This window comes from Ornithinimicrobium pekingense DSM 21552, assembly GCF_000421185.1.
Classification (GTDB): domain Bacteria; phylum Actinomycetota; class Actinomycetes; order Actinomycetales; family Dermatophilaceae; genus Ornithinicoccus; species Ornithinicoccus pekingensis.
Map to the genome: position 1 here is coordinate 190,222 of NZ_ATWJ01000014.1, position 19,202 is coordinate 209,423.

A 19,202-nucleotide genomic window follows, 5' to 3' on the forward strand; every position below is an offset into this window, starting at 1 on the left:
CGGCGCTCAGGTGGTCCCGTCCAGCACCGCACCGTCCTCGACGCTGCCTCCCTCGGGCCCCAGCGTCACGTCGCCGCGGACCGTCACGTCGCGGCCGAAGGTCCAGTCCCCCTCGACGGTGAGCGAGCGCGCCTCGCGCAGCGACGGCATACCGGAGGGGAGGCGGGCGTCGAAGTCACCGAGGTGGCCGTAGTGCTCCTTGGCGAGGGTGACGACGGGCGCAGGCGTCCGGACCGCGTCCAGCCGCAGGTCGTCGGTGAGCTCGTAGACGTCGGAGCGCAGCAGCATGAGCTCGTTGGTGGTCTTGACCGGCAGGAACCGCTCGCGGGTCACCCCCAGCGCGACCGCGTCGTCCACCAGCTCGACCGCCCCGCCCATCGCGCTCTCGACCTGGACGACGGGGGTGGAGCCGCTGTCGGTCGGGTCCACGGTCTTGCGGTTGCGGATCACCGGCAGGGGCAGGCTGCCCCCGTGCTCGGCGAGCAGGTCGCGCAGCCGGTCGAGGCGGAACCACAGGTTGTTGCAGTGCACCCACGGGTGGCGGGTCTCGTCGGTGAAGAGGTGCATCTCCTCCTCGGCGGTCTGCGCGGTGTCGCGCAGCACGAGCCGGCCGTCCGACCGCCGTCGCGCGAGGTGGCCGCCCTTGCGGTCCATGGGCGTGCGGGGGCACACCTCGGCGGCATACCCGGCGCCGGTCTGCGCGAACCAGCCGGCGACGCGGCCGTCGGGGACGGCGCCGACGTTGTCGATGTTGGCGACGAGGAGCTGGTCGAAGCCGGAGTCCAGCAGCCGGTCGACCAGGCCGGCGGTGAACAGCGCCGGGTAGAGGTCACCGTGCCCGGGCGGGCACCACTCGAGCCGCGGGTCGGCCGGCCACGACACCGGGGTCAGGTCGTCCTCGCGCAGCTTGGGCTCCTGGCTCTGCAGCACCTCGACGGGGAGGTCGTCGACGGCCAGCTCGGGGTAGCGCTCCAGGTGCGCGAGGGTGTCCCGCCGGGTGCTGAACGAGTCGAGGAAGATCAGGGGCAGCCGCGCTCCCGTCCGCTCGCGCAGGGCGAGGACCTGCCGCACCGCGAGGTCGAGGAAGGTCAGCTCGCCCCGGACCGGCAGCAGGGACTTCGGGGCGGACAGGCCCATGGAGGTCCCCAGCCCGCCGTTGAGCCGGACGACGGCGGTGCGCGCGAGCGCCTCGTCCTGCGCCTCGGGGTCGACGTTCACGTCGGCCAGCAGCGGAGGGTCCTGCAGCGGGGCGATGGTCGACTCCCGGACGATCCCGGTCACGCCCTCCTCCAGGTCGCGGTAGTGCCGCGCGAAGGCCTCCCGGGCGGGGCGCGCCACTCCGGCGTCGGTCATCAGCTCGAGGGCCTGCGCCAGGCCGGGTGCCACGGGGTGCTCGGTCACCGGCCCACCCTGGCACGACCGCCCGGCCGTCACAATGGCCCGATGACCCGTGCCGCTGCCGTCCACGACCACACCCAGGCTCATGTCGAGGAGATGGTCGCCGACCTCGACCGGCTGGTGCGCCTCGAGACGCCCAGCAACCGCCGCGACCTGCTCGAGGCGGCGCTGCCGGAGATCGAGAGGTATGCCGTGGAGCGGCTCGGTGCGCCCGCCGCCCGGGTGCAGCACGACGGCGGGTCGCGGGGGGACGTGCTGGACCTCACCTGGGCCGGGTCCCCCGGCCTGGTGGGCACCGTGCTGGTCCTGTGCCACTACGACACGGTCTGGCCCGAGGGCACGGTCGCCTGCTGGCCGCTCACCCGGGACGGCGACGTCCTCACCGGGCCGGGGGTCCTGGACATGAAGGCCGGCATCGTCCAGGCCGTGTGGATGCTGCGGGCGCTGCGCGAGCTGGATGTCCCCCACCCGTCGGTCCGCCTCCTGCTCACCGGCGACGAGGAGATCGGGTCTGTGGCCGGACGGCCGCACATCGAGGCCGCTGCCGCGGAGTCGCTGGTCACGCTCATCCCCGAGCCGAGCGCGGCGGGGGACGTCAAGGTGCAGCGCAAGGGCATGGTCTTCGCCGACCTGACGGTCCGCGGCGTCGAGTCGCACGCCGGGCTCGACCCCGACGCCGGTGCCAGCGCGGTGCACGAGCTGGCCGGCCTGATCCCCGCCGTCGTGGCGCTGGCCGACCGCGAGCGCGGCACGACCGTCAACGTGGGTGTCGTCACCGGCGGCAGCGGGCGCAACGTCGTGGCGGGTGTGGCCACCTGCGAGGTGGACGTGCGCGTCCAGGACCCGGACGAGGCGCGCCGCGTCGCCGACGCCCTGGAGGCGCTGGCCGTCAGCGACAGCCGGTGCACGCTCGAGGTGGTGGTCGACCACAACCGTCCGCCGATGAACCCGAGCCCCCGCACCGAGGAGATCCTCGAGCTGGTGCGGCGCACCGCTGCCGACCTCGGCGAGACGGTCGGGACCCAGGCGGTCGGCGGCGCGAGCGACGGCAACTTCGTCGCCGCCCTCGGGCTGCCGGTCATCGACGGGCTCGGCGGCATCGGCGCCGGTCCGCACGCCCGCCACGAGCACATCACGGTCAGCGGCCTCCCGCGGCAGACCGCGCTGATGGCCGGGATCGTGGAGCTGCTCGCCACCGAGGCACGGGGGTGACGGGGGCCTGAGCCCTCAGCGGGCAGTCCACGCCGGGCTCTGAGGTCCGCAGCGGCGCAGTGGCCTGCGTCCCACCCCGCCTCGGCGTCTCTACCGGCGTGTGCAATCGCGCAGGTCTCGCACTCCATACCCCTCGCGGGCGGTTGCGCACGCCCGGAGAAGCACCCGTGGGCCGGTCAGCGCCCCAGCTGACCCACCAGCGCCGTGAGCGCGGCCCGCACCCCGGTGCGCAGGGCCGTCCCCACGTCGTCCGGCAGGAACATCGGTGAGTGGTTGCCCGGCACGCCTGCCTCGACCGACTCCGCCCGGTGGCCGCCGAAGAACCAGTAGGTGTAGGGCACCCCGATGGCGTCGCCGAAGCGCCCCACGTCCTCCGACCCGGTGACCGGCGGGGCCTCGGTGACCGCGTCCTGCCCCAGCTCCTCACGGAAGGACTCGATGAGCGAGCGGGTGAGCTCGGGGTCGTTGTAGCACCGCGGGAAGTCGTACATCCGGCGGATCTCCGGCTCGGGGGCACCGGCGGCCACGGCCTCGGCCCGGACGATCCGCTCGACGGCGGCGAGCGCCCTGGCCCGCACGTCCTCGTCGAAGGAGCGCATGTTGATCGTGAAGACCGCCTTGTCCGGGATGATGTTGTCCTTCAGCCCGGCGTGGAAGGTCGCGATCGTCAGCACGAGCATGTCGCGCGCGGACGTCTCGCGGGAGACCACCGTCTGCAGACGGGTCACCATGAAGGCGCCGAGCACGACCGGGTCGATCGAGCTCTCCGGCTGGGAGCCGTGCGCCTGCCTGCCGCGGACCGTGACCTCCAGCGAGTCGGCCATCGCCATCGCGGTGCCGACCGACACGTTCACGGTCCCGGCGGTGGCCGGCCACACGTGCTGGCCGAAGACCGCCGAGGGCTTCGGCGCCCTGTCCCACAGCCCGTCCTCGAGCATCGCCGCAGCGCCGGCGGAGGTCTCCTCCCCCGGCTGGAAGAGGAACACCGCGGTGCCGGCCCACAGGTCGCGGTGCTCGGCCAGCAGCCGTGCGGTCTCCAGGGCGACGGTGATGTGCGTGTCGTGGCCGCAGCCGTGCATCACCGGCACGTCGGTGCCGTCGGGCAGCGTCCCCCTGGCCGTGGAGGCGAAGTCGGCCCCGGTGTCCTCCTGGATCGGCAGGCCGTCGGTGTCGGCGCGGTAGGCGACCACCGGCCCGTCCCCGTTGCGCAGGGTGGCGACGACGCCCGTGCCGCCGCACACGAACGTCTCGTAGCCCCGCTCGTCCAGAAGGCCCTTGATCTTCTCCGCGGTCGCGTGCTCCTGCATCGACAGTTCGGGGGCGCGGTGGAAGTCCTGGTAGAGCTCGACCAGCGCCGCGAGGTTGCCGTCGAGGTCCTGGGTGAGAGCGGCAGCCAGTGCCATGGGTCTCCTTCGGGTGCACAGGTATGCGGTGCCAGGCACGGCCGTCCCGCGCTGGCCTGTCGACCCATCGTGCGCCATCCCACCGGGCCGTGTCAGCAGGCGTGCCGGCCGCTCAGCCCAGCAGCCGCAGGGCGCGGGGCGTCGTCCGGGCCGGTTCGGGCATCCGCAGCGGACCGTGCCCCGGGGTGATGCGTCCGGAGATCCTGCCCACCCGCGCGCCGGTGCCCGCCGGATGAGTCCCCGGCAGTCCGTGCCACGTCAGGAAGCCGAGGAGGGCGAACAGGCACGCCTCCTTGTCGTCCGGCGGCACCCCGTAGGCGTCGCTGGTCACGAGCTCGGTCCCGGCCGGGTCGAGCGCGACGCGCAAGCGGGCCAAGAGCGCGGGATTGCTGGCCCCACCACCGCTGACGACGACCTCCGCGGGACGGAAGCCCGTGACCGCTCCGGCGACCGTCACCGCGGTGAGCTCGGTCACCGTCGCGACCAGGTCTGCGGTGCCGACATCGCGGCCCAGCCGCTGGAGAGCGCGCTGCACGAGCCCCAGGTTGTAGTGCTCCTTGCCCGTGGTCTTCGGAGGCTCCAGGGAGTAGTAGGGGTCGTCGAGGAGCAGGGCCAGCAGCTCGTCGTCAACCGTCCCGCTCGAGGCGAGGGCGCCGTCGCGGTCCAGGGCCGCGCCGGTGCGCCACCCGACCACCGCGTCGACCAGCGCGTTGGCGGGGCCGGTGTCGAAGGCCACCAGCGGTCCCGACGGCGGCACGACCGTCACGTTGGCGATCCCGCCGAGGTTGAGCGCCACCCGTGTGCGTAGGGTCCCGCCGAGCCACAGGGCGTCCCAGGTGCTCGCCAGCGGCGCTCCCTGCCCGCCCGCGGCGACGTCGGCCACCCGCAGGTCGGACACGACCGGCGCACCGGTCGCCTCGGCGATCCAGGCCGGCTGGCCAAGCTGCAGGGTCCCCGCCACCCGACCCTCGACCACGTCGTGGAAGACCGTCTGCCCGTGCGAGGCGGCCAGGTCGACGGGCCGGTCACCGAGGACGGCCCGCGCGGTCGCGACCGCCGCCTCGGCGAAGGCCTGGCCCAGCCGGGTGTCCAGGCGGCACACCTCCTGCATGCCGACACGCCCGGGAGGGAACGCCGCCAGCACCGCGCTCCTCAGGGCCGGGTCGTAGGGGTGGGAACGGGTGCCGAGCACCCTGGCCTCCACGGTCCCGTCGACGAGACCGAGCTCGAGGACGGCCACGTCGACCCCGTCGACCGAGGTGCCCGACCCCATACCCAGGACGATCACGGCCGCTCCTCCCCGTCCATCACGCGGAGGGCCTCACGGACCGAGCCCTCCGCGCGGTGCAGAGCCTCCCTTGCCCGCCCGGCGCCGAGGTCCTGCAGCACCATCAGCAGCGCCGTCTTGGTGTGCCAGCCGGCCTCCTCCAGCGCTTGCTCGGCGCGCGCCCGAGGACACCCGGTCACCTGCCGCACCATGCGGACGGCCCGCTCGCGCAGCTTATCGTTGGAGGCCTGCATGTCGACCATGTACGGACCGTAGGTCTTGCCGAGCCCGACCATCGTGGTGGTCGACAACGCGTTGAGGAACAGCTTCTGCGCCGTGCCCGCCTTGAGCCGGGTCGAGCCGCTGATCACCTCCGGGCCGGTCTCCACCTCGAGCGCGTGCTGGGCCCACCGCGACACCTCGGCGTCCCGGTTGCCGGCGAAGGACACGGTGAGCGCTCCTCGTCGTCCGGCCTCCTGCAGCGCGGCGACGACGAAGGGGGTCCGGCCGGAGGCCGTCAGGCCCACCACGACGTCGTCGGCACCGACCCCGGCATCCTCCACGACCGATCGACCCGCAGCCCGGTCGTCCTCCGCGCCCTCCTTGGCGGCCAGGAACGACTCCGTGCCCCCGGCCGGCAGGGCCACGACGAGCGACCTGTCCGTGCCGTACGTCGGCGGCAGCTCGGAGGCGTCGACGAAGGCCAACCGTGCCGGTGTGCCCGCCCCGACGTAGAACATCCGCCCGCCGCGCCGCAGCCGTTCGACGACAGCGTCGACCACGGGTGCGACGTGGGGCACGAGCTCGAGCAGGGCCGGCACCACGGTGGCCTCGGCGCTCCACAGCTCGCGGAGCACGGCTTCCGTGCCGCGCTCCTCCAGGTCCATGAGGTCCAGGCGGACCCCCTCGGTGCTGAGCTCGTCGAGATCACCGGTGAGGGACACCGGCCCGGCGCCCCCGTCGCCATGGACGCTGAGCAGGTCCTGCAGGTATGCCGGGACCTCACCCGCCCGCACCATCTCGCCCAGCCGCACGGCACCGTCCAGCGCACCGCCGCGGGGCGCGACCACCTCACCGCCCACCGCCTGCGCGAAGGACGTGGTCAGCGGGGCCCCGGCGCCGACCAGCCCACCCGCCAGGCACAGCGGCAGGGCGGCGTCCACCGCGGCCCGGGCGGCCAGCCCCGTCCGGGCCAGGGCCCGGCCCGCCTCCTCGAGGATGCCGGCGCTCACGCCGTCCCCCTCCCGTGCCGCCGCCACGACGTCGGGGACGAACCCGGCCACCAACCGGGACGGATGCGCGGCGGAGTGGACCACCGAGGGCAAGGACGCCAGGTCTCCGTATCGGTCTCGCGCCCTGCCCGCCAGTGCTGCTGACCCCCCGGGGCGGCCCTCCACGTGCAGCAGGGCGGCACGAAGCCCGTCCCGGCCCACCGCATACCCGCTGCCGTCGTCCCCGAGGAGGAAGCCCCACCCGTCGCGCACCGCGGACCTTCCGGCGTCGTCCACCGCGAGGGCGACAGCCCCTGTGCCGGCCGCGACCACCGCGCCCGGTCGGCCACCGAGCGCCCCGACGTGCGTGGTCGCGACGTCACCGGTGAGCACCACCTGCGACGCCCAGCGCCGCAGCAGCCGCTGTCCGAGCTGGTCCCGCCGGGCGGAGGCCGCGTGGTAGCCGACCAGTCCCACGACCAGCACCTCGGCCCGGTCCGCGGCGCCGAGGCCGGCGTCTCGAGCGGCCGCGTCGACGGCGCGGCACACCTGCTGCACCCCGTCCGCGGCAGCCAGCCCCACCGCTCCCGGGCCCGCGCCCTCGCGGGTGCGTCCGTCGGGGCCGCTCGCCCTCAGCCGGCAGCCGGTCTTGCCCAGGTCCACCGCGATCATCGTCCACGTCGTTGACAGCACTCGCGCAGTATGCCAATACTGTGGACCGTTGGTCTAGCACCAGCGGTCTAACTTCCGACACGAGGACGTGACGAACGATGACGAGGATCCCACTCTCCCGTACCGCCACCCTGGTCGCCGCCGCGGCCCTCGGCCTGGGCGCTGCAGCCACCGGCCACGCCGCACCGGGCCCCGCAGCCCCTCCGGGCGCGAGCCCTACCTGCGTGCCGGAGGCGACCCACCCGCTGCACGAGATGCGGGGCACCTGGATCGCCTCCGTCGCCAACATCGACTGGCCCTCGCGGCCCGGGCTGAGCCCGCAGGAGGCACAGGCCGAGCTCACCGCGTGGTACGACGACGCGGCGGCCGCCGGCCTCAACAGCGTCTTCGTGCAGGTGCGGCCCACGGCCGACACCTTCTGGCCGTCCGACCTCGAGCCGAGCAGCCACTGGATCACCGGTGAGCAGGGCGCGGACTTCGGCGGCTGGGACCCCATGGCCTTCGCCGTCGACGAGGCCCACCGGCGCGGGCTGGACTTCCACGCCTGGTTCAACCCCTACCGCATCACCCTGACGGGCACGGACCCGTCCGTGCTGGCCGAGGACCACCCCGCGCGCCAGCACCCGGAGTGGGTCGTCGAGTACGGCGGCAAGCTCTACTACGACCCGGGCGTGCCCGCGGCACGTGAGCACACCGAGGCGGTCATCATGGAGGCCGTCGAGCGCTACGACATCGACGGTGTCCACTTCGACGACTACTTCTACCCCTACCCCGTGGTCGGCGAGGAGTTCCCGGACGCCGAGACCTTCGCGACCTACGGCGAGGGGTACGACGACATCGGCGACTGGCGCCGCGACAACGTCACGACCCTGATCCAGAACCTCGACACCCGGATCCAGGCGACCAAGCCCTGGGTGTCCTTCGGCGTGAGCCCGTTCGGGGTGTGGCGCAACAGCTCGACCGACCCCGAGGGTTCGGCCACGACGGCCGGCGCCCAGACCTACGACGACCTCTACGCCGACACGAAGCTGTGGACCGAGCAGGGCATGGTCGACTACATCCTGCCGCAGGTCTACTGGGCCATCGGGTTCGCGCCGGCCGCCTACGACGTGCTCGTCCCGTGGTGGGACGAGGTCGCCGAGGGCAGCGACACAGCCCTGTGGATCGGCCAGGCCACCTACAAGGTCGGCACGTCGACCCAGTCGCCGGAGTGGGCCGACCCGGAGGAGATGGTGCGCCACCTCGACCTCAACGAGGACTACGCCAACGTCACCGGTGACGTGTACTTCTCGGCCAAGGACGTCCGGGCGAACCGTCTCGACCACTGGTCGCTGCTGCAGGCTGAGCACTACCCCCGCCCGGCGCTGCCGCCGGTCACCGATGCCGGCAGCGCGCCCACGGCGGTCGCGCCGCTGGGCGTGTCCGTGGAGGCGGTCGACGGCGGCACCGAGGTGCGCTGGAACCAGCGCGGCCCGGCCGCCGACAGTGCCGTCTACCGGGTGCGCGGTGTCGACGCGCCCGGCCGCAGCGGCCACGTGGACGCCTGCGCGGCGGTCGAGGCCGACAACCTCGTCGCGGTCGTCGGGCACGGCACCACGACCTGGGTGGACCCGGACGGCCGTCCGGGCGACGTCTACGTGGTCACCACGCTGGCTGACGACAACACCCAGAGCGCACCCTCGCGCCCCAGCCGCAGCCTGTGAGGCGGAGACACGCATGACGGTGGAGGAGGCGCGCGGGCGCAAGTCGGACCACGTCCGGGTGCAGCTGGAGGACCTCATCGCCCAGATGCACCCGGGTGAGCCGCTGCCGGCCGAGCGCGAGCTCGCGGCCCGGATCGGGGTGGCGCGGATGACGCTGCGCCGTGCCGTCGACGCGCTCGTCGCGGAGCACCGGCTGCTGCGGCGGCCGGGGGCCGGGACGTTCGTGGCGCCGCCGCGTGTGGACCAGCAGCTGTCCGCGACCTCCTTCTCCACCGACATGCGCTCGCGCGGCATGGTCCCGGGCGCGCACACCGCACTCGCCCGGCTCCGGCCCGCGGGCATGATGCTCGCCTCCGTCCTGCAGATCCGGCCCAACGCGATGACCCTGCACGTGCGACGGGTCCGCACGGCCGACGGGGAACCGATGGCGCTGGAGGACCTGCACGTCCCGGCGGACCTCGTGCCCGGGCTCACCGGGGACGACCTCGAGGACTCCTCCTTCTACACGCTGCTGGAGTCCCGCTACGGCCTGCTCATCGCCTCCGGCACCCAGTCCGTCGAGCCCCATCTGGTCACCGTCGAGGAGGCCGAGCTGCTCCATACCCAGCCCGGGTCCGCAGCCTTCCTGTTCGAGCGCACCTCCCGCGTGCAGGACGGAAGGGTGGTCGAGTTCGTCCGTTCCGTCTACCGCGGCGACCGCTACCGGATCGTCGTCGACCTCAACCCCCGCAACCCCCAGACCACCGGCTGAGCGCCGGTCCGAACCGAGAGGACACACACCATGTCACGCACCACCCGCAGCACGCGTCTCCTGGCCCTGGTGGCCGGAGCCAGCCTGGTGCTCACCGCCTGCGGCGGAGACGCCACCGAGGACGGCGGCGACGGCGCCGAGGGCACCGCCGGCGGCCAGGGCGGCGGCGACGCGCTGACCGTCTGGATCATGGAGGGCACCAACCCCGACGCCACGCCGTTCTTCGAGGAGGTCAGCACGGCCTTCGAGGAGCAGACCGGGGCCACCCTCGACGTCCAGTTCGTCCCGTGGGCCTCCGCCCACGACCAGTTCACCAACGCCATCGCGGGTGGCACCGGCCCGGACGTCGCCGAGGTCGGCACCACGTGGACGCCGGAGTTCGGCGACGCGGGCGCCCTCATGGACCTCTCCGACCAGATCGGCGAGGCGGGCCTGGCCGAGCAGTACCTGCCCAGCCTCATGGAGGCCGGCACCCTCGACGAGTCGGTCTACGGCGCTCCCTGGTACGCCGGTGTGCGCAGCCTCGTCTACAACACCGAGATGCTCGAGGCCGCCGGTGTGGAGGCCCCGACCACCTGGGACGAGCTCGTCGAGGTCGGTACGGCCCTGAAGGAGGCGGACCCGGACGTCATCCCCTTCCCCGTCCCCGCGTCCGTGCACACCACCACCCCCTTCATCTGGGGCGCCGGCGGCGAGGTCGCCGTGCAGGAGGGTGACACGTGGACCTCCGGCCTGGACTCCGCCGAGTCCCGGGAGGGCCTGGACTACCTGGTCAGCCTCGTCGACGAGCACGGGCTGTCCACCCCCGCGGCGAGCACCTGGAACGAGGCGGACACCCGGGACGCCTTCGCCCAGGAGGACGCCGCGATGATCATCAGCGGGTCCTGGACCCCCAAGTCGATCATCGAGGCCAACGCCGACCTGGAGGGCAAGCTCGGCGTCGTGCCGATCCCCGGCCAGGACGGCGGTATGGCGCCCAGCTTCGCCGGCGGGTCGCACCTGAGCGTCTTCGAGACCACCGACCAGCCCGACCTGGCCTGGCAGTTCGTGGAGATGATGACCTCCGGTGAGTTCGCCCAGAAGTGGGGCGAGCAGACCGGCTTCTTCCCCGGCACCAACGACCTGCTCAGCGAGCTGGAGGAGGCCGACGACCCGCTGGTGGCACCCTTCGCCACCCAGATGAAGGACGCCAGCAAGACGCTGCCCGTGACGCCGATGTGGGGCCAGGTCGAGGGCGCCCAGGTGCTGCCGGCCATGATGGGCACCCTGCTCAGCGGTGACGCCACCGTCGAGGAGGCCACCCAGACCGCGGCGGACGAGATGAACGAGATCTTCGGTTCGTGAGCGCACCGTCCCTGGGGTCGGCGCGGCGGCCGTGGTGGCTGCTCGCGCCGACCCTGCTCGTCCTCGGCGTCCTGCTCCTGTGGCCGATCGTGCGGGTCGTGGTCCTGTCGTTGCAGGACTTCGGCCTGCGCGAGCTGGTCCGCGGCGGAGCCGAGTTCATCGCCCTCGACAACTACGTCGCAGTGCTCACCAACGAGCGGCTGTGGCGGATCGCGCTGCCGAACACGGTCGTCTTCGCCGCGGCCTGCGTGGTGCTCACCGTGGTCGTCGGCACCCTCATCGCGCTGGTCCTGCACCAGCTCAGCGGCGTCTGGCGCACCCTCGTGACGATGGCGATCATGGCCGCCTGGGCCGTTCCGGCCGTGACGGGAACCTACGTCTGGGTCTACCTCTTCGACGCGCGCGAGGGCTTCCTCACCGGGCTGCTCGCCCAGGCGGGACTCATCGACCTGGCGACGCAGAACCTCTTCTCCGACCGCGGGTGGTTCTACGCGATCGCCACGCTCAACGTCGTGCACCACGGGTTCCCGTTCGTCGCGGTCACGGTGCTGGCCGGTCTGACGACGATCCCCCAGGAGCTGCACGAGGCGGCGATGATCGACGGGGCGACCGCCTGGCAACGGTTCCGGCAGATCACGCTCCCGCTGCTCAAGCCGGTCTTCGCGATCGTGACCATCCTGTCGACGATCTGGGACTTCAAGGTCTTCACCCAGATCTACCTCATGCCCGGCGGGGACGGGGCCAACCGCAGCGTGCTCAACCTCGGCACGTGGTCCTACGTCACCGCGATGTCGCAGAACAACTACGGGATGGGCGCCGCGATCGCGGTCCTGCTCACGCTGCTGCTGCTCGCCGTCACCGTCATCTACCTGCGCACCCTGTTCCGCGAGGAGGAGCTGTGAGGAAGAGTCCCCTGCAGATCGCCGGCCTGACGCTCGCCTCGCTGGCCATCGTCGTGTTCAGCCTGTTCCCGGTCTGGGTGATGGTGACCCGTGCCTTCGACCCCGGGGCGGGTTCCGGGCGGCGCAGCGTCATCCCCTCGGGCTTCAGCCTCGAGCACTTCGTGACGGTCCTGGAACGGTCGAGCTTTCCCACCTACCTGATGAACTCCCTGGTCGTGGCGCTCGTCACCGTGGTCGCCAGCGGGCTGCTGGCCCTCTTCGCCGCGGTGGCGGTCGCCCGGTTCAGGTTCAGCGGGCGGACCAAGATCCTCATGATGATCCTCATCATCCAGATGATCCCGATCGAGGCCCTGGTGATCCCCCTGTTCCTGCAGGCCAAGACGCTCGGGCTGCTCAACAGCCTGCTCGGGCTGTCGGTCATCTACATCGCCTTCAGCCTGTCCTTCGCCATCTGGACCCTGCGCGGCTTCGTGGCCGGCATACCCGTGGAGCTGGAGGAGGCCGCATACCTCGACGGCGCCTCCTGGTGGCAGATGTTCTGGCGGGTGCTCTTCCCGCTGGTGGCCCCGGGGCTGGTGGCCGTCAGCGTGTTCAGCTTCATCCTGGCCTGGAACGAGTTCATCTTCGCCCTCACCTTCATGAGCGACGGCGACAAGTACACCGCTGCCGTGGGCCTGCGCACCTTCTTCACCCGCGGCGGCACGGACTGGGGCTCGGTGATGGCCGCGTCGACGCTCATCACGATGCCCGTGCTGCTCTTCTTCGTGGCGGTGCAGTCGCGGCTGTCCTCCGGGCTCATGTCGGGGGCGACCAAGGGATGAGGGGTATGCCGTCACGCGAGGAGCTGCGCACCGCCGCCCTGGGCGTGCTCACACCGGGGTTCGTCGGCACCGAGCTGCCGGCCTGGCTGTCGGGCCTGCTGGGCGAGGGCCTGGCGGGAGTGTGGCTCTTCGGGCACAACATCACCGACGCCGCGCAGTGCCGCGAGCTGACGGGCCGGGTCCACGACGCAGCCCCGCACGCGTTGGTCTGCGCCGACGAGGAAGGCGGCACCGTCACCCGTCTGAACCACCAGGAGGGCTCGCCCTGGCCGGGTGCGTGGGCGCTGGGCGTCGTCGACGACGTCGGGACGACCCGCTCGGTGGCCGCGGGGCTCGGCAGCAGGCTGACCGCCGCGGGCATCGACCTCGGCGCCGCGCCGGTGGCGGACGTCAACACCGAGCCGCAGAACCCGGTCATCGGCGTCCGGTCCTTCGGCGCCGACCCGCAGCTGGCGGCCCGGCACGTGGCGGCCACGGTGGCGGGGTTGCGCGAGGCCGGCGTCCTGTCGTGCGCCAAGCACTTCCCGGGCCACGGGTCGACCCGCCAGGACTCCCACCTGACGCTGCCCACCCTCGAGGTGCCGGCCGACCTGCTCCGGTCGCGCGAGCTCGTGCCCTTCCGCGCCGCGGTCGAGGCGGGGGTGGACGTCGTCATGACCGGTCACCTGGTCGTGCCGGAGCACGGCCCGCTGCCGGCCACCCTCAACCCGGCGTTGGTCAGGATGCTGCGCGAGGACCTCGGCTTCACCGGTGTGGTGTGCACGGACGCCATCGACATGGAGGCGGTGGCGGGCACGGTCGGCCGGGCCCGTGCCGCGGTCCTGGCGCTCGTGGCCGGCGTCGACCTGGTCTGCGTCGGCAACCCGGTCTTCCCCGGTGACTACGACGCGCGGCAGGACGTCCTGGACCTGGTCGACGCGCTGGTGCGCTCGGTCGAGGTGGGCGAGCTCGCCGCGGAGCGGCTCACCGAGGCGGCCGCCCGTGTCCGCGCTCTCGGGCTCCGGCAGGCCGGTCGGCGGGGCGCACCCACCAGGGGTGCCCCGCCGGCTGACGGAGTGTCCGGAGCCGGGGAGACGGTCGGCCTCGACGCCGCCCGCCGGGCTGTCCGCAGCAGCGGAGCTCCCGCACGGCTCACGGCGCCCCTCGTCGTCGGGGCCAGCGCGGCCGGCAACATCGCCAGCGGCGCACGTCAGGAGGTCATGCTCCAGGTGCTCGCGGAGCGGCTCGGCGGGCGTACGGTGCCGGACCTGTCGAGCCTGGCCGGCGCGGCGCCGCACGAGGGTGGGGCCCCGGTTGTCCTGGTCACGGACGACCACTCGGACCTCTCCGACCCGCTGGTACGGGACGCCGTGGCGCAAGCGGCTGCCGTCGTGCACGCAGGCATCCGGGACCTGCCGGCGGATCTTCCGGCGCGATGGGTCGTGCGCACCTTCGGCGGCGGCAGGGCCAGCGCGACGGCCGCAGCAGAGACCTTGGCGTCTGCCGGCCAGGACACCAGGAGCCGCCACTAGTCACGCCCCGGTCAGCGGGCATGGTGCCTGACGTCCCGGTCAGCGCCCCTCCGCCAGCAGCTCCGGCACGGTGACGAACCCGTAGCCCTCCTCCCGCAGGTCCTCGATCATCCCGGGCAGCGCGTCCGCGTCGAGCGTCGAGCCGTCCTCGGGGTGGGCTCCGACGTGCATGAGGACGACCTGCCCCGGGCGGAGGGTGTCGAGCACGCGCCGGCGCACGAGGGCCGTGGTGATGCCCTCCGTGGTGCCCTTCCACCCCAGCGTGTCGACGGTCCACCGGACCGGGACGTAGCCCGCCTCGTTGACGACCTCGATGTCCAACGGGGTGCGGTCGCCGAAGGGGAACCGGAAGAGCGGCTGCGTCGTGGTGCCGGTCAGCGCGGAGATCGACGCCTCCGCGGCGCTGAGCTCGGCCCGGATCTGCTCGTTCGTGGAGTCCGGGAACGAGGGGTGGGTGTCGCTGTGGTTGCCCACCGGGTGGCCGCCGCGCGCCATCGCCCGGACGCTGTCGGGGTAGGTCCGCGCGAAGGTGCCGGTGACGAAGAAGGTGGCGGGCACGTCCTCCTCGGCCAGCGTCGCGAGGATGTCCGTCACCGCGGCGTTCGAGGCCCCGCCGTCGAAGGTCAGGGCGACGACCCGGCGCTGCGTGTCGAAGGCCTCGACGTCCAGCCCCCACCACGCGTCGACGAGGTCGGACGCGGGCGGGACGGGAGCCGTTGGCGTCGACGTCGTGGGTGTCGGTGTCGGCGAGGGCGTCGGCGTCGCTGTCCCGGTCGGCTCGGAGGTATGCGGCGGCGCAGGCGTGGGCGTGACCGTCGCCGCGGGCGCCGAGCTCGTCGGGGCCACCGCGTCGCCGCCGTCCACACCCTCGCCGTCCCCACCGCACCCCGTCAGCACCAGCCCGAGGGCCAGGACCACGGCCGTGACCGCGTGTCGCGACCCCCGTGACCGGGTGGGTCGTCGTGCCTCCTGCGGGCCCATCGTCATCACTTCCTCGTGGACGGCCCCAAGGCCAGGATACGCCGGTTGACCGGCCCGTATGCTGCGCTCGTGACCGTTCCCGAGATCAGCTACCTGGCCGTCGCCGGCGCCGTCGTCGCCTCCATGGTGGTGGGCTTCGTCTACTACCACCCGAAGGTCATGGGCAGCCGCTGGATGCGCGCGATCGAGCACGACGAGGAGTCGGTCGCCGCAGGTGCGGGCAGCTGGGTCTACGGCGTGGTCGTCCTCGCCAGCTTCGTCACCGCCTGGGTGCTCGCCGGCGCGACGTGGCTGTCCTACGAATTCTACGGCGGGTCCTTCCTGGTCAACGCCCTGGTCACAGGCGTGGTCCTGTGGTTGGGCTTCACCGCCGCCCGCGTCGTGGTGCACGACGGGTTCGACCCGCGCGGCTTCCGCGTCACGCCATACACGCTGCTCAACGGTCTCGTGACGGTGCTGGCGATGGCGCTGGTCATCGGCCTGCTGCCGCCCGGCTGAGTGGTGCCGACGCCGACGGCGCCGCACCGTCACGTGAGAGTCGGGACAGCTCCCGAGTCCCACGTGACGACCATCACGGGACGACCCGGAGAGCCCCAGAGATGATGCTGGCCGCCCTCGCGAGCCTGCCGCTCGTCGTCGTCTCGGTCCTCCTGGCCGTGCGCGTCTCGGCCCTGCGCGCCGCGCTGGCCGGCATCCTCATCGCCCTCGGCCTCGTCGCGACCGTCTTCCGCGACCGGACCGACGACCTCCTGCCGGGCCTCGTCTCGTGGCTGCCCACCGCCGTGGAGGTGGTGGTCATCATCGGCGGCGGCATCGCCCTGGCGCGGGTCATGATCGTCTCCGGCGCGCAGGACGTGCTGGCCCGCTGGCTGGGGCGGATGACCGGGGGCGCGGTCACCACGGCGCTGCTGGTCGTCCACGGGGTGACGCCGTTCGCGGAGTCGGTGACCGGCTTCGGCGTCGGCGTCCTGGTCGGTGTCCCGCTCCTGGCCGCGGCCGGCTTCAGCCCGCACCGGGCCGCCGTGCTGGGCCTGCTCGGGCTGTGCGCCGTGCCCTGGGGCGCCCTCGGTCCGGGAAACATCGTCGCGGCCCGCCTCATCGGCTCGACACCCGAGGCGGTCGGCCTCGCCACCGCCTGGCCCAACGTGGTCGTCACCGTCGGCGTGGGCGTCGCCGCGGTGCTGATGATCCCGCAGGGCCGCACCGTCCGGGCCGTCGTGGCCGCGGTCGCCTCCGGCCTCGTGCTGGCGACGGGGATCCTCCTGTCCAGCCTCCTCATCGGCATGGCGCCCTCCGGGGCGCTCGGCGGCCTGCTAGCCGTGGCCGTCCACCTCGCCTGGCGCCGCCTGCACGGCGCGCCCGTCACCCTCCCGCGCGAGGTATGCCGTGCGCTGGCGCCCTACGCGGTCCTCCTCGTCGGCATCCTGGCCAGCACGCTGGCGGTGACCCGGCTCGACCTGACCGGCCCCTGGTCGGCCGTGTCCTCCCCCGCCCTCTGGCTCGTCCTGACGTGCGTCTTCGCGGTGCGCTGGCTGGGGCTCGACGCCGGCACGACCCGCCCCCTGCTCGGTGAGGTGGCCCACCTGTGGCGCCAGACCGCCCTGCCCACGGCGGCCTTCCTGGGGCTGGGCGTCCTCATGGTCCTCGGCGGGCTCACGGTCCCGATCGGCGACGCGATCGAGGCCAGCGGCCCCGTCGCCCTCGTCGTGGGGCCGGCGGTGGGCGCCTTCGGCGGCTTCGTCACCGGCTCCGGTGCGGGGTCCAATTCGATGTTCGCCGCGGCACAGGCCGCGGTCGCCGAGGGGATCGGTGTGTCGCAGCTGGCGTTCGTCGGCGTGCAGAACGCCGCCGCGGGCATGCTGACGATGGCCTCCCCCGCCCGCGTGCTCCTCGCCGTGCGGTGCGCCCCGACGACGGGCGTGGCACCGCAGGACCGGGCCACCCTGCCGCGCGTCACCCGCAGCGTGCTCGTGGTCGACGTCGTCCTCGTGGCGGCGCTCGCGGCGTGGAACCTCGCCCTGCTCCGATAAGAAGGACGCTTCTGCGCCGAGGCCGCGCGGGCTACGGCCGGCGCACCTCGGCATACCTCCTGAGCACCTCGCGCGTCGGCGCCACCTCCACCCCCAGCGGCCGCAGCCGCGACGCGTCGAGGACGGGTCGGTGGGCCAGGAAGACGGTCTGCTCCGGGCCGTACTCCGTCAGCCCCAGCCGCCGGCCGACCGCGAGCGCCCCGCGCAGCAGCGGCTCGGGCACGACCAGCGTCCGCCGCCCCAGCGCGCGCGCGATCTCCGGCACCCCGACCGTGCCCTCGCCCGCGACGTTGAAGACGCCGGTCACCGGCGAGGTCACGGCGGCCAGCACGACCCGCACCACGTCCTCGTCCCACACGAGCACGAAGGGCGACTCCGCCCCGGCCAGCCGCAGGATGAACCGCCCCGACCACAGCCGCGTGATCTGGTTGTCGACCCGCTCGCCCAGGATCGTGCCGATGCGCAGCACCACCTGCTCCAGCCCCGGCGTGCGCTCCCGCTCGGCGGCGAGCATCTCCTCGACCTGCCGCTTGTGGTCGGCGTAGGCGAACTCGACGTTGCCGCGCAGCGGGTGCTCCTCGGTCAGCGGCACGGGGTTGTCGGCGTGGTAGCCGTAGGCCGCCCCGCTGGAGCTGACGACGACCCGCCGCACCCCGTGCTCGCGGCACGCGTCGAGCACGTGCCGGGTGCCGTCCACGTCGACGGCCCGCTCCCGCGCCCGGTCGGACCCCTTGCCGGGCGTCACGATGCTGGCCAGGTGCACGACCACCTCGGGGCGGTGCTCACCCACGACACGCTCGACGGTATGCCGCTCGCTCACGTCCATCCGCACGTGCGTCGCCCCCGGCGTCGGCCGGGCGGGGTCGCGCACGTCGGCGCTGACGACGTCGTGCCCGCCCGCGACCAGGCCGGGGACGACGGAGGAGCCGAGGAAGCCGGAGCCGCCGGTGACGAGGACCTTCACGCCGCGCACGGTACCCGCCGGCCGGGTGCATGATGGGAGGAGGACGCCGGCGGGGCGCCGCCGGCGGTGGTGACGGAGGCGCACCATGGGCACGAGACGGACCCGGACCGCCCGGTGGGCGGTCCCGGCTGCGGCAGCGGTGGCCGCCACGGCCGTGGGGCTGCGGCGAGCGCTGGCCACGCCGCCGATCACGCGCCGGTGGGGCGTGTCGTCGAACGGTATGGAGTACGAGGTGCTCGGTGACGGGCCCCGCACCCTGCTCTTTCTCCCCGGAGGGCCGGGCAGCGAGATCCCCTCGGGCCGGCTGGGCCGGCTGATGAGCCGCCAGCTGCTGCCGTACGTCCGCGCCGGCTACGCGGTCTGGCAGGTCACCCGACGCCGCCACATGCCTCCCGGCCACACGGTCTCGGACATGGCCGACGACTACGCGCGCTTCGTGGAGGAGGAGCTGGGCGGGCATGTGGACCTGGTCGTCGGCGAGTCCTACGGCGGCGTGATCGCCCCCTACCTCGCCGCGAACCACCCCCACCTGGTCGGCCGCGTGGTCATGGCCCTGGCCGCGGCCACCATCACCGACCGCGGCAAGGAGCTCGACGTGCGCTGGGCGACGGCCCGGGCCGAGGGCCGTCACGCGGACGCCGGAGAGGTCTTCCTGGAGTACGTCCTGCCCGGCGAGGAGCGTGCCGGGCTGCGCCGCCGCCTCGGCCCGCTGGCGGGCCGCGTGTTCGCCCGCTCCTCGGTGCCGGCCGGCGACCTGCTGGTGGAGGCGGAGGCCGAGGCCGCCTTCGACTGCCGCGACGTCCTGTCCCGCATCGAGGTCCCGGTGCTGCTGGCCTGCGGCGACCGGGACGAGTTCTTCACCCCCGAGGCCGTCCGGGAGACGGCGCGTCGCATCCCCGGCTCCACCCTGCGCCTCTACGAGGGCAAGAACCACATGGGTGCGGCGACGAGCGGCCGCATCCCCCGGGACGTCCTCGCGTGGGTGGCGGCCGAGGAGGCGTCAGCCACGGCCTGACTGACCTCGTCGACCGC

The 19,202-nt window shown here is 73.5% G+C and carries 16 protein-coding genes; 10 read left to right on the forward strand and 6 right to left on the reverse strand.

The features are described from left to right. Window positions 1–6: 6 nt before the first annotated feature. Window positions 7–1,401 (reverse strand): UTP--glucose-1-phosphate uridylyltransferase, encoded by a 1,395-nt coding sequence (locus tag K330_RS0116615; protein ID WP_022922941.1) that lies wholly within the window; start codon window positions 1,399–1,401, stop codon window positions 7–9. 42 nt (window positions 1,402–1,443) lie between these two features. Between K330_RS0116615 and K330_RS0116620 the strand changes: the two genes are divergently transcribed. After that, window positions 1,444–2,610, forward strand: a complete 1,167-nt coding sequence (locus K330_RS0116620; protein WP_022922942.1) for a M20/M25/M40 family metallo-hydrolase — start codon at window positions 1,444–1,446, stop codon at window positions 2,608–2,610. 176 nt (window positions 2,611–2,786) lie between these two features. On the opposite strand, the gene K330_RS0116625 is transcribed toward K330_RS0116620, so the two are convergent. The 3 genes from K330_RS0116625 to K330_RS23435 all read right to left on the reverse strand — a co-directional run bounded on the left by K330_RS0116625 (window position 2,787) and on the right by K330_RS23435 (window position 7,184). After that, window positions 2,787–4,013, reverse strand: coding sequence for an amidohydrolase (locus tag K330_RS0116625; protein ID WP_022922943.1), 1,227 nt, complete (start codon window positions 4,011–4,013; stop codon window positions 2,787–2,789). Window positions 4,014–4,125: 112 nt separating this feature from the next. Beyond that, window positions 4,126–5,301, reverse strand: a complete 1,176-nt coding sequence (locus K330_RS0116630) for an anhydro-N-acetylmuramic acid kinase (protein WP_022922944.1) — start codon at window positions 5,299–5,301, stop codon at window positions 4,126–4,128. Next, the gene (locus K330_RS23435) at window positions 5,298–7,184 is read right to left on the reverse strand and encodes an N-acetylmuramic acid 6-phosphate etherase (RefSeq protein WP_156875856.1); all 1,887 of its coding nucleotides are present in this window, start codon (window positions 7,182–7,184) and stop codon (window positions 5,298–5,300) included. Before K330_RS23435 ends, K330_RS0116630 begins: the two co-directional genes overlap by 4 nt. A gap of 77 nt (window positions 7,185–7,261) precedes the next feature. Between K330_RS23435 and K330_RS0116640 the strand changes: the two genes are divergently transcribed. From K330_RS0116640 to K330_RS0116665, 6 genes are read left to right on the forward strand one after another with little or no spacing between them, the layout of a single operon-like run. Continuing rightward, window positions 7,262–8,866 carry a glycoside hydrolase family 10-like protein gene (locus tag K330_RS0116640; protein WP_022922946.1) on the forward strand — a complete coding sequence of 535 codons (1,605 nt, stop codon included), beginning with the start codon at window positions 7,262–7,264 and terminating at the stop codon, window positions 8,864–8,866. Between the two features lie 13 nt (window positions 8,867–8,879). Beyond that, window positions 8,880–9,617 carry a GntR family transcriptional regulator gene (locus tag K330_RS0116645; protein WP_022922947.1) on the forward strand — a complete coding sequence of 246 codons (738 nt, stop codon included), beginning with the start codon at window positions 8,880–8,882 and terminating at the stop codon, window positions 9,615–9,617. A 30-nt stretch (window positions 9,618–9,647) separates the two neighbouring features. Further along, entirely contained in the window at window positions 9,648–10,961 is a 1,314-nt protein-coding gene (locus tag K330_RS0116650) for a sugar ABC transporter substrate-binding protein (protein ID WP_022922948.1), read from the forward strand. Further along, entirely contained in the window at window positions 10,958–11,863 is a 906-nt protein-coding gene (locus K330_RS0116655; protein ID WP_022922949.1) for a carbohydrate ABC transporter permease, read from the forward strand. The genes K330_RS0116650 and K330_RS0116655 overlap by 4 nt, the downstream gene beginning before the upstream one ends. After that, the gene (locus tag K330_RS0116660) at window positions 11,860–12,684 is read left to right on the forward strand and encodes a carbohydrate ABC transporter permease (protein ID WP_022922950.1); all 825 of its coding nucleotides are present in this window, start codon (window positions 11,860–11,862) and stop codon (window positions 12,682–12,684) included. The genes K330_RS0116655 and K330_RS0116660 overlap by 4 nt, the downstream gene beginning before the upstream one ends. A 5-nt stretch (window positions 12,685–12,689) precedes the next feature. Then, the gene (locus tag K330_RS0116665; protein WP_022922951.1) at window positions 12,690–14,195 is read left to right on the forward strand and encodes a glycoside hydrolase family 3 N-terminal domain-containing protein; all 1,506 of its coding nucleotides are present in this window, start codon (window positions 12,690–12,692) and stop codon (window positions 14,193–14,195) included. 39 nt (window positions 14,196–14,234) lie between these two features. On the opposite strand, the gene K330_RS22010 is transcribed toward K330_RS0116665, so the two are convergent. Continuing rightward, window positions 14,235–15,113 carry a polysaccharide deacetylase family protein gene (locus K330_RS22010; protein WP_229665732.1) on the reverse strand — a complete coding sequence of 293 codons (879 nt, stop codon included), beginning with the start codon at window positions 15,111–15,113 and terminating at the stop codon, window positions 14,235–14,237. A gap of 132 nt (window positions 15,114–15,245) precedes the next feature. Between K330_RS22010 and K330_RS0116675 the strand changes: the two genes are divergently transcribed. Together K330_RS0116675 and K330_RS0116680 are read left to right on the forward strand one after the other, a co-directional pair. Further along, the gene (locus tag K330_RS0116675) at window positions 15,246–15,674 is read left to right on the forward strand and encodes a DUF1761 domain-containing protein (RefSeq protein ID WP_022922953.1); all 429 of its coding nucleotides are present in this window, start codon (window positions 15,246–15,248) and stop codon (window positions 15,672–15,674) included. Window positions 15,675–15,775: 101 nt separating this feature from the next. After that, on the forward strand, window positions 15,776–17,206 hold the full coding sequence (locus tag K330_RS0116680) for an L-lactate permease (protein WP_022922954.1): 1,431 nt from the start codon (window positions 15,776–15,778) through the stop codon (window positions 17,204–17,206). 31 nt (window positions 17,207–17,237) lie between these two features. Here the strand turns inward: K330_RS0116680 and K330_RS22015 are convergent, their stop codons facing one another. Further along, a complete protein-coding gene (locus tag K330_RS22015; protein WP_022922955.1) occupies window positions 17,238–18,170 on the reverse strand; it encodes an NAD-dependent epimerase/dehydratase family protein in 933 nt (310 codons plus the stop codon). An 85-nt stretch (window positions 18,171–18,255) separates the two neighbouring features. Here K330_RS22015 and K330_RS0116690 point away from each other — a divergent pair, with 85 nt between their 5' ends. After that, window positions 18,256–19,185: an alpha/beta fold hydrolase gene (locus K330_RS0116690; RefSeq protein WP_022922956.1), complete on the forward strand. Its 930-nt coding sequence runs from the start codon at window positions 18,256–18,258 to the stop codon at window positions 19,183–19,185. Window positions 19,186–19,202 lie beyond the last annotated feature (17 nt).

Excerpts from the sequence above, each read along its gene's own strand:
- K330_RS0116690 (WP_022922956.1), top strand. The coding sequence starts at position 18,256 with ATGGGCACGAGACGGACCCGGACCGCCCGGTGGGCGGTCCCGGCTGCG.
- K330_RS0116680 (WP_022922954.1), top strand. The coding sequence starts at position 15,776 with ATGATGCTGGCCGCCCTCGCGAGCCTGCCGCTCGTCGTCGTCTCGGTC.
- K330_RS0116625 (WP_022922943.1), bottom strand. The coding sequence starts at position 4,013 with ATGGCACTGGCTGCCGCTCTCACCCAGGACCTCGACGGCAACCTCGCG.
- K330_RS0116650 (WP_022922948.1), top strand. The coding sequence starts at position 9,648 with ATGTCACGCACCACCCGCAGCACGCGTCTCCTGGCCCTGGTGGCCGGA.
- K330_RS0116645 (WP_022922947.1), top strand. The coding sequence starts at position 8,880 with ATGACGGTGGAGGAGGCGCGCGGGCGCAAGTCGGACCACGTCCGGGTG.
- K330_RS0116640 (WP_022922946.1), top strand. The coding sequence starts at position 7,262 with ATGACGAGGATCCCACTCTCCCGTACCGCCACCCTGGTCGCCGCCGCG.
- K330_RS0116620 (WP_022922942.1), top strand. The coding sequence starts at position 1,444 with ATGACCCGTGCCGCTGCCGTCCACGACCACACCCAGGCTCATGTCGAG.
- K330_RS0116665 (WP_022922951.1), top strand. The coding sequence starts at position 12,690 with ATGCCGTCACGCGAGGAGCTGCGCACCGCCGCCCTGGGCGTGCTCACA.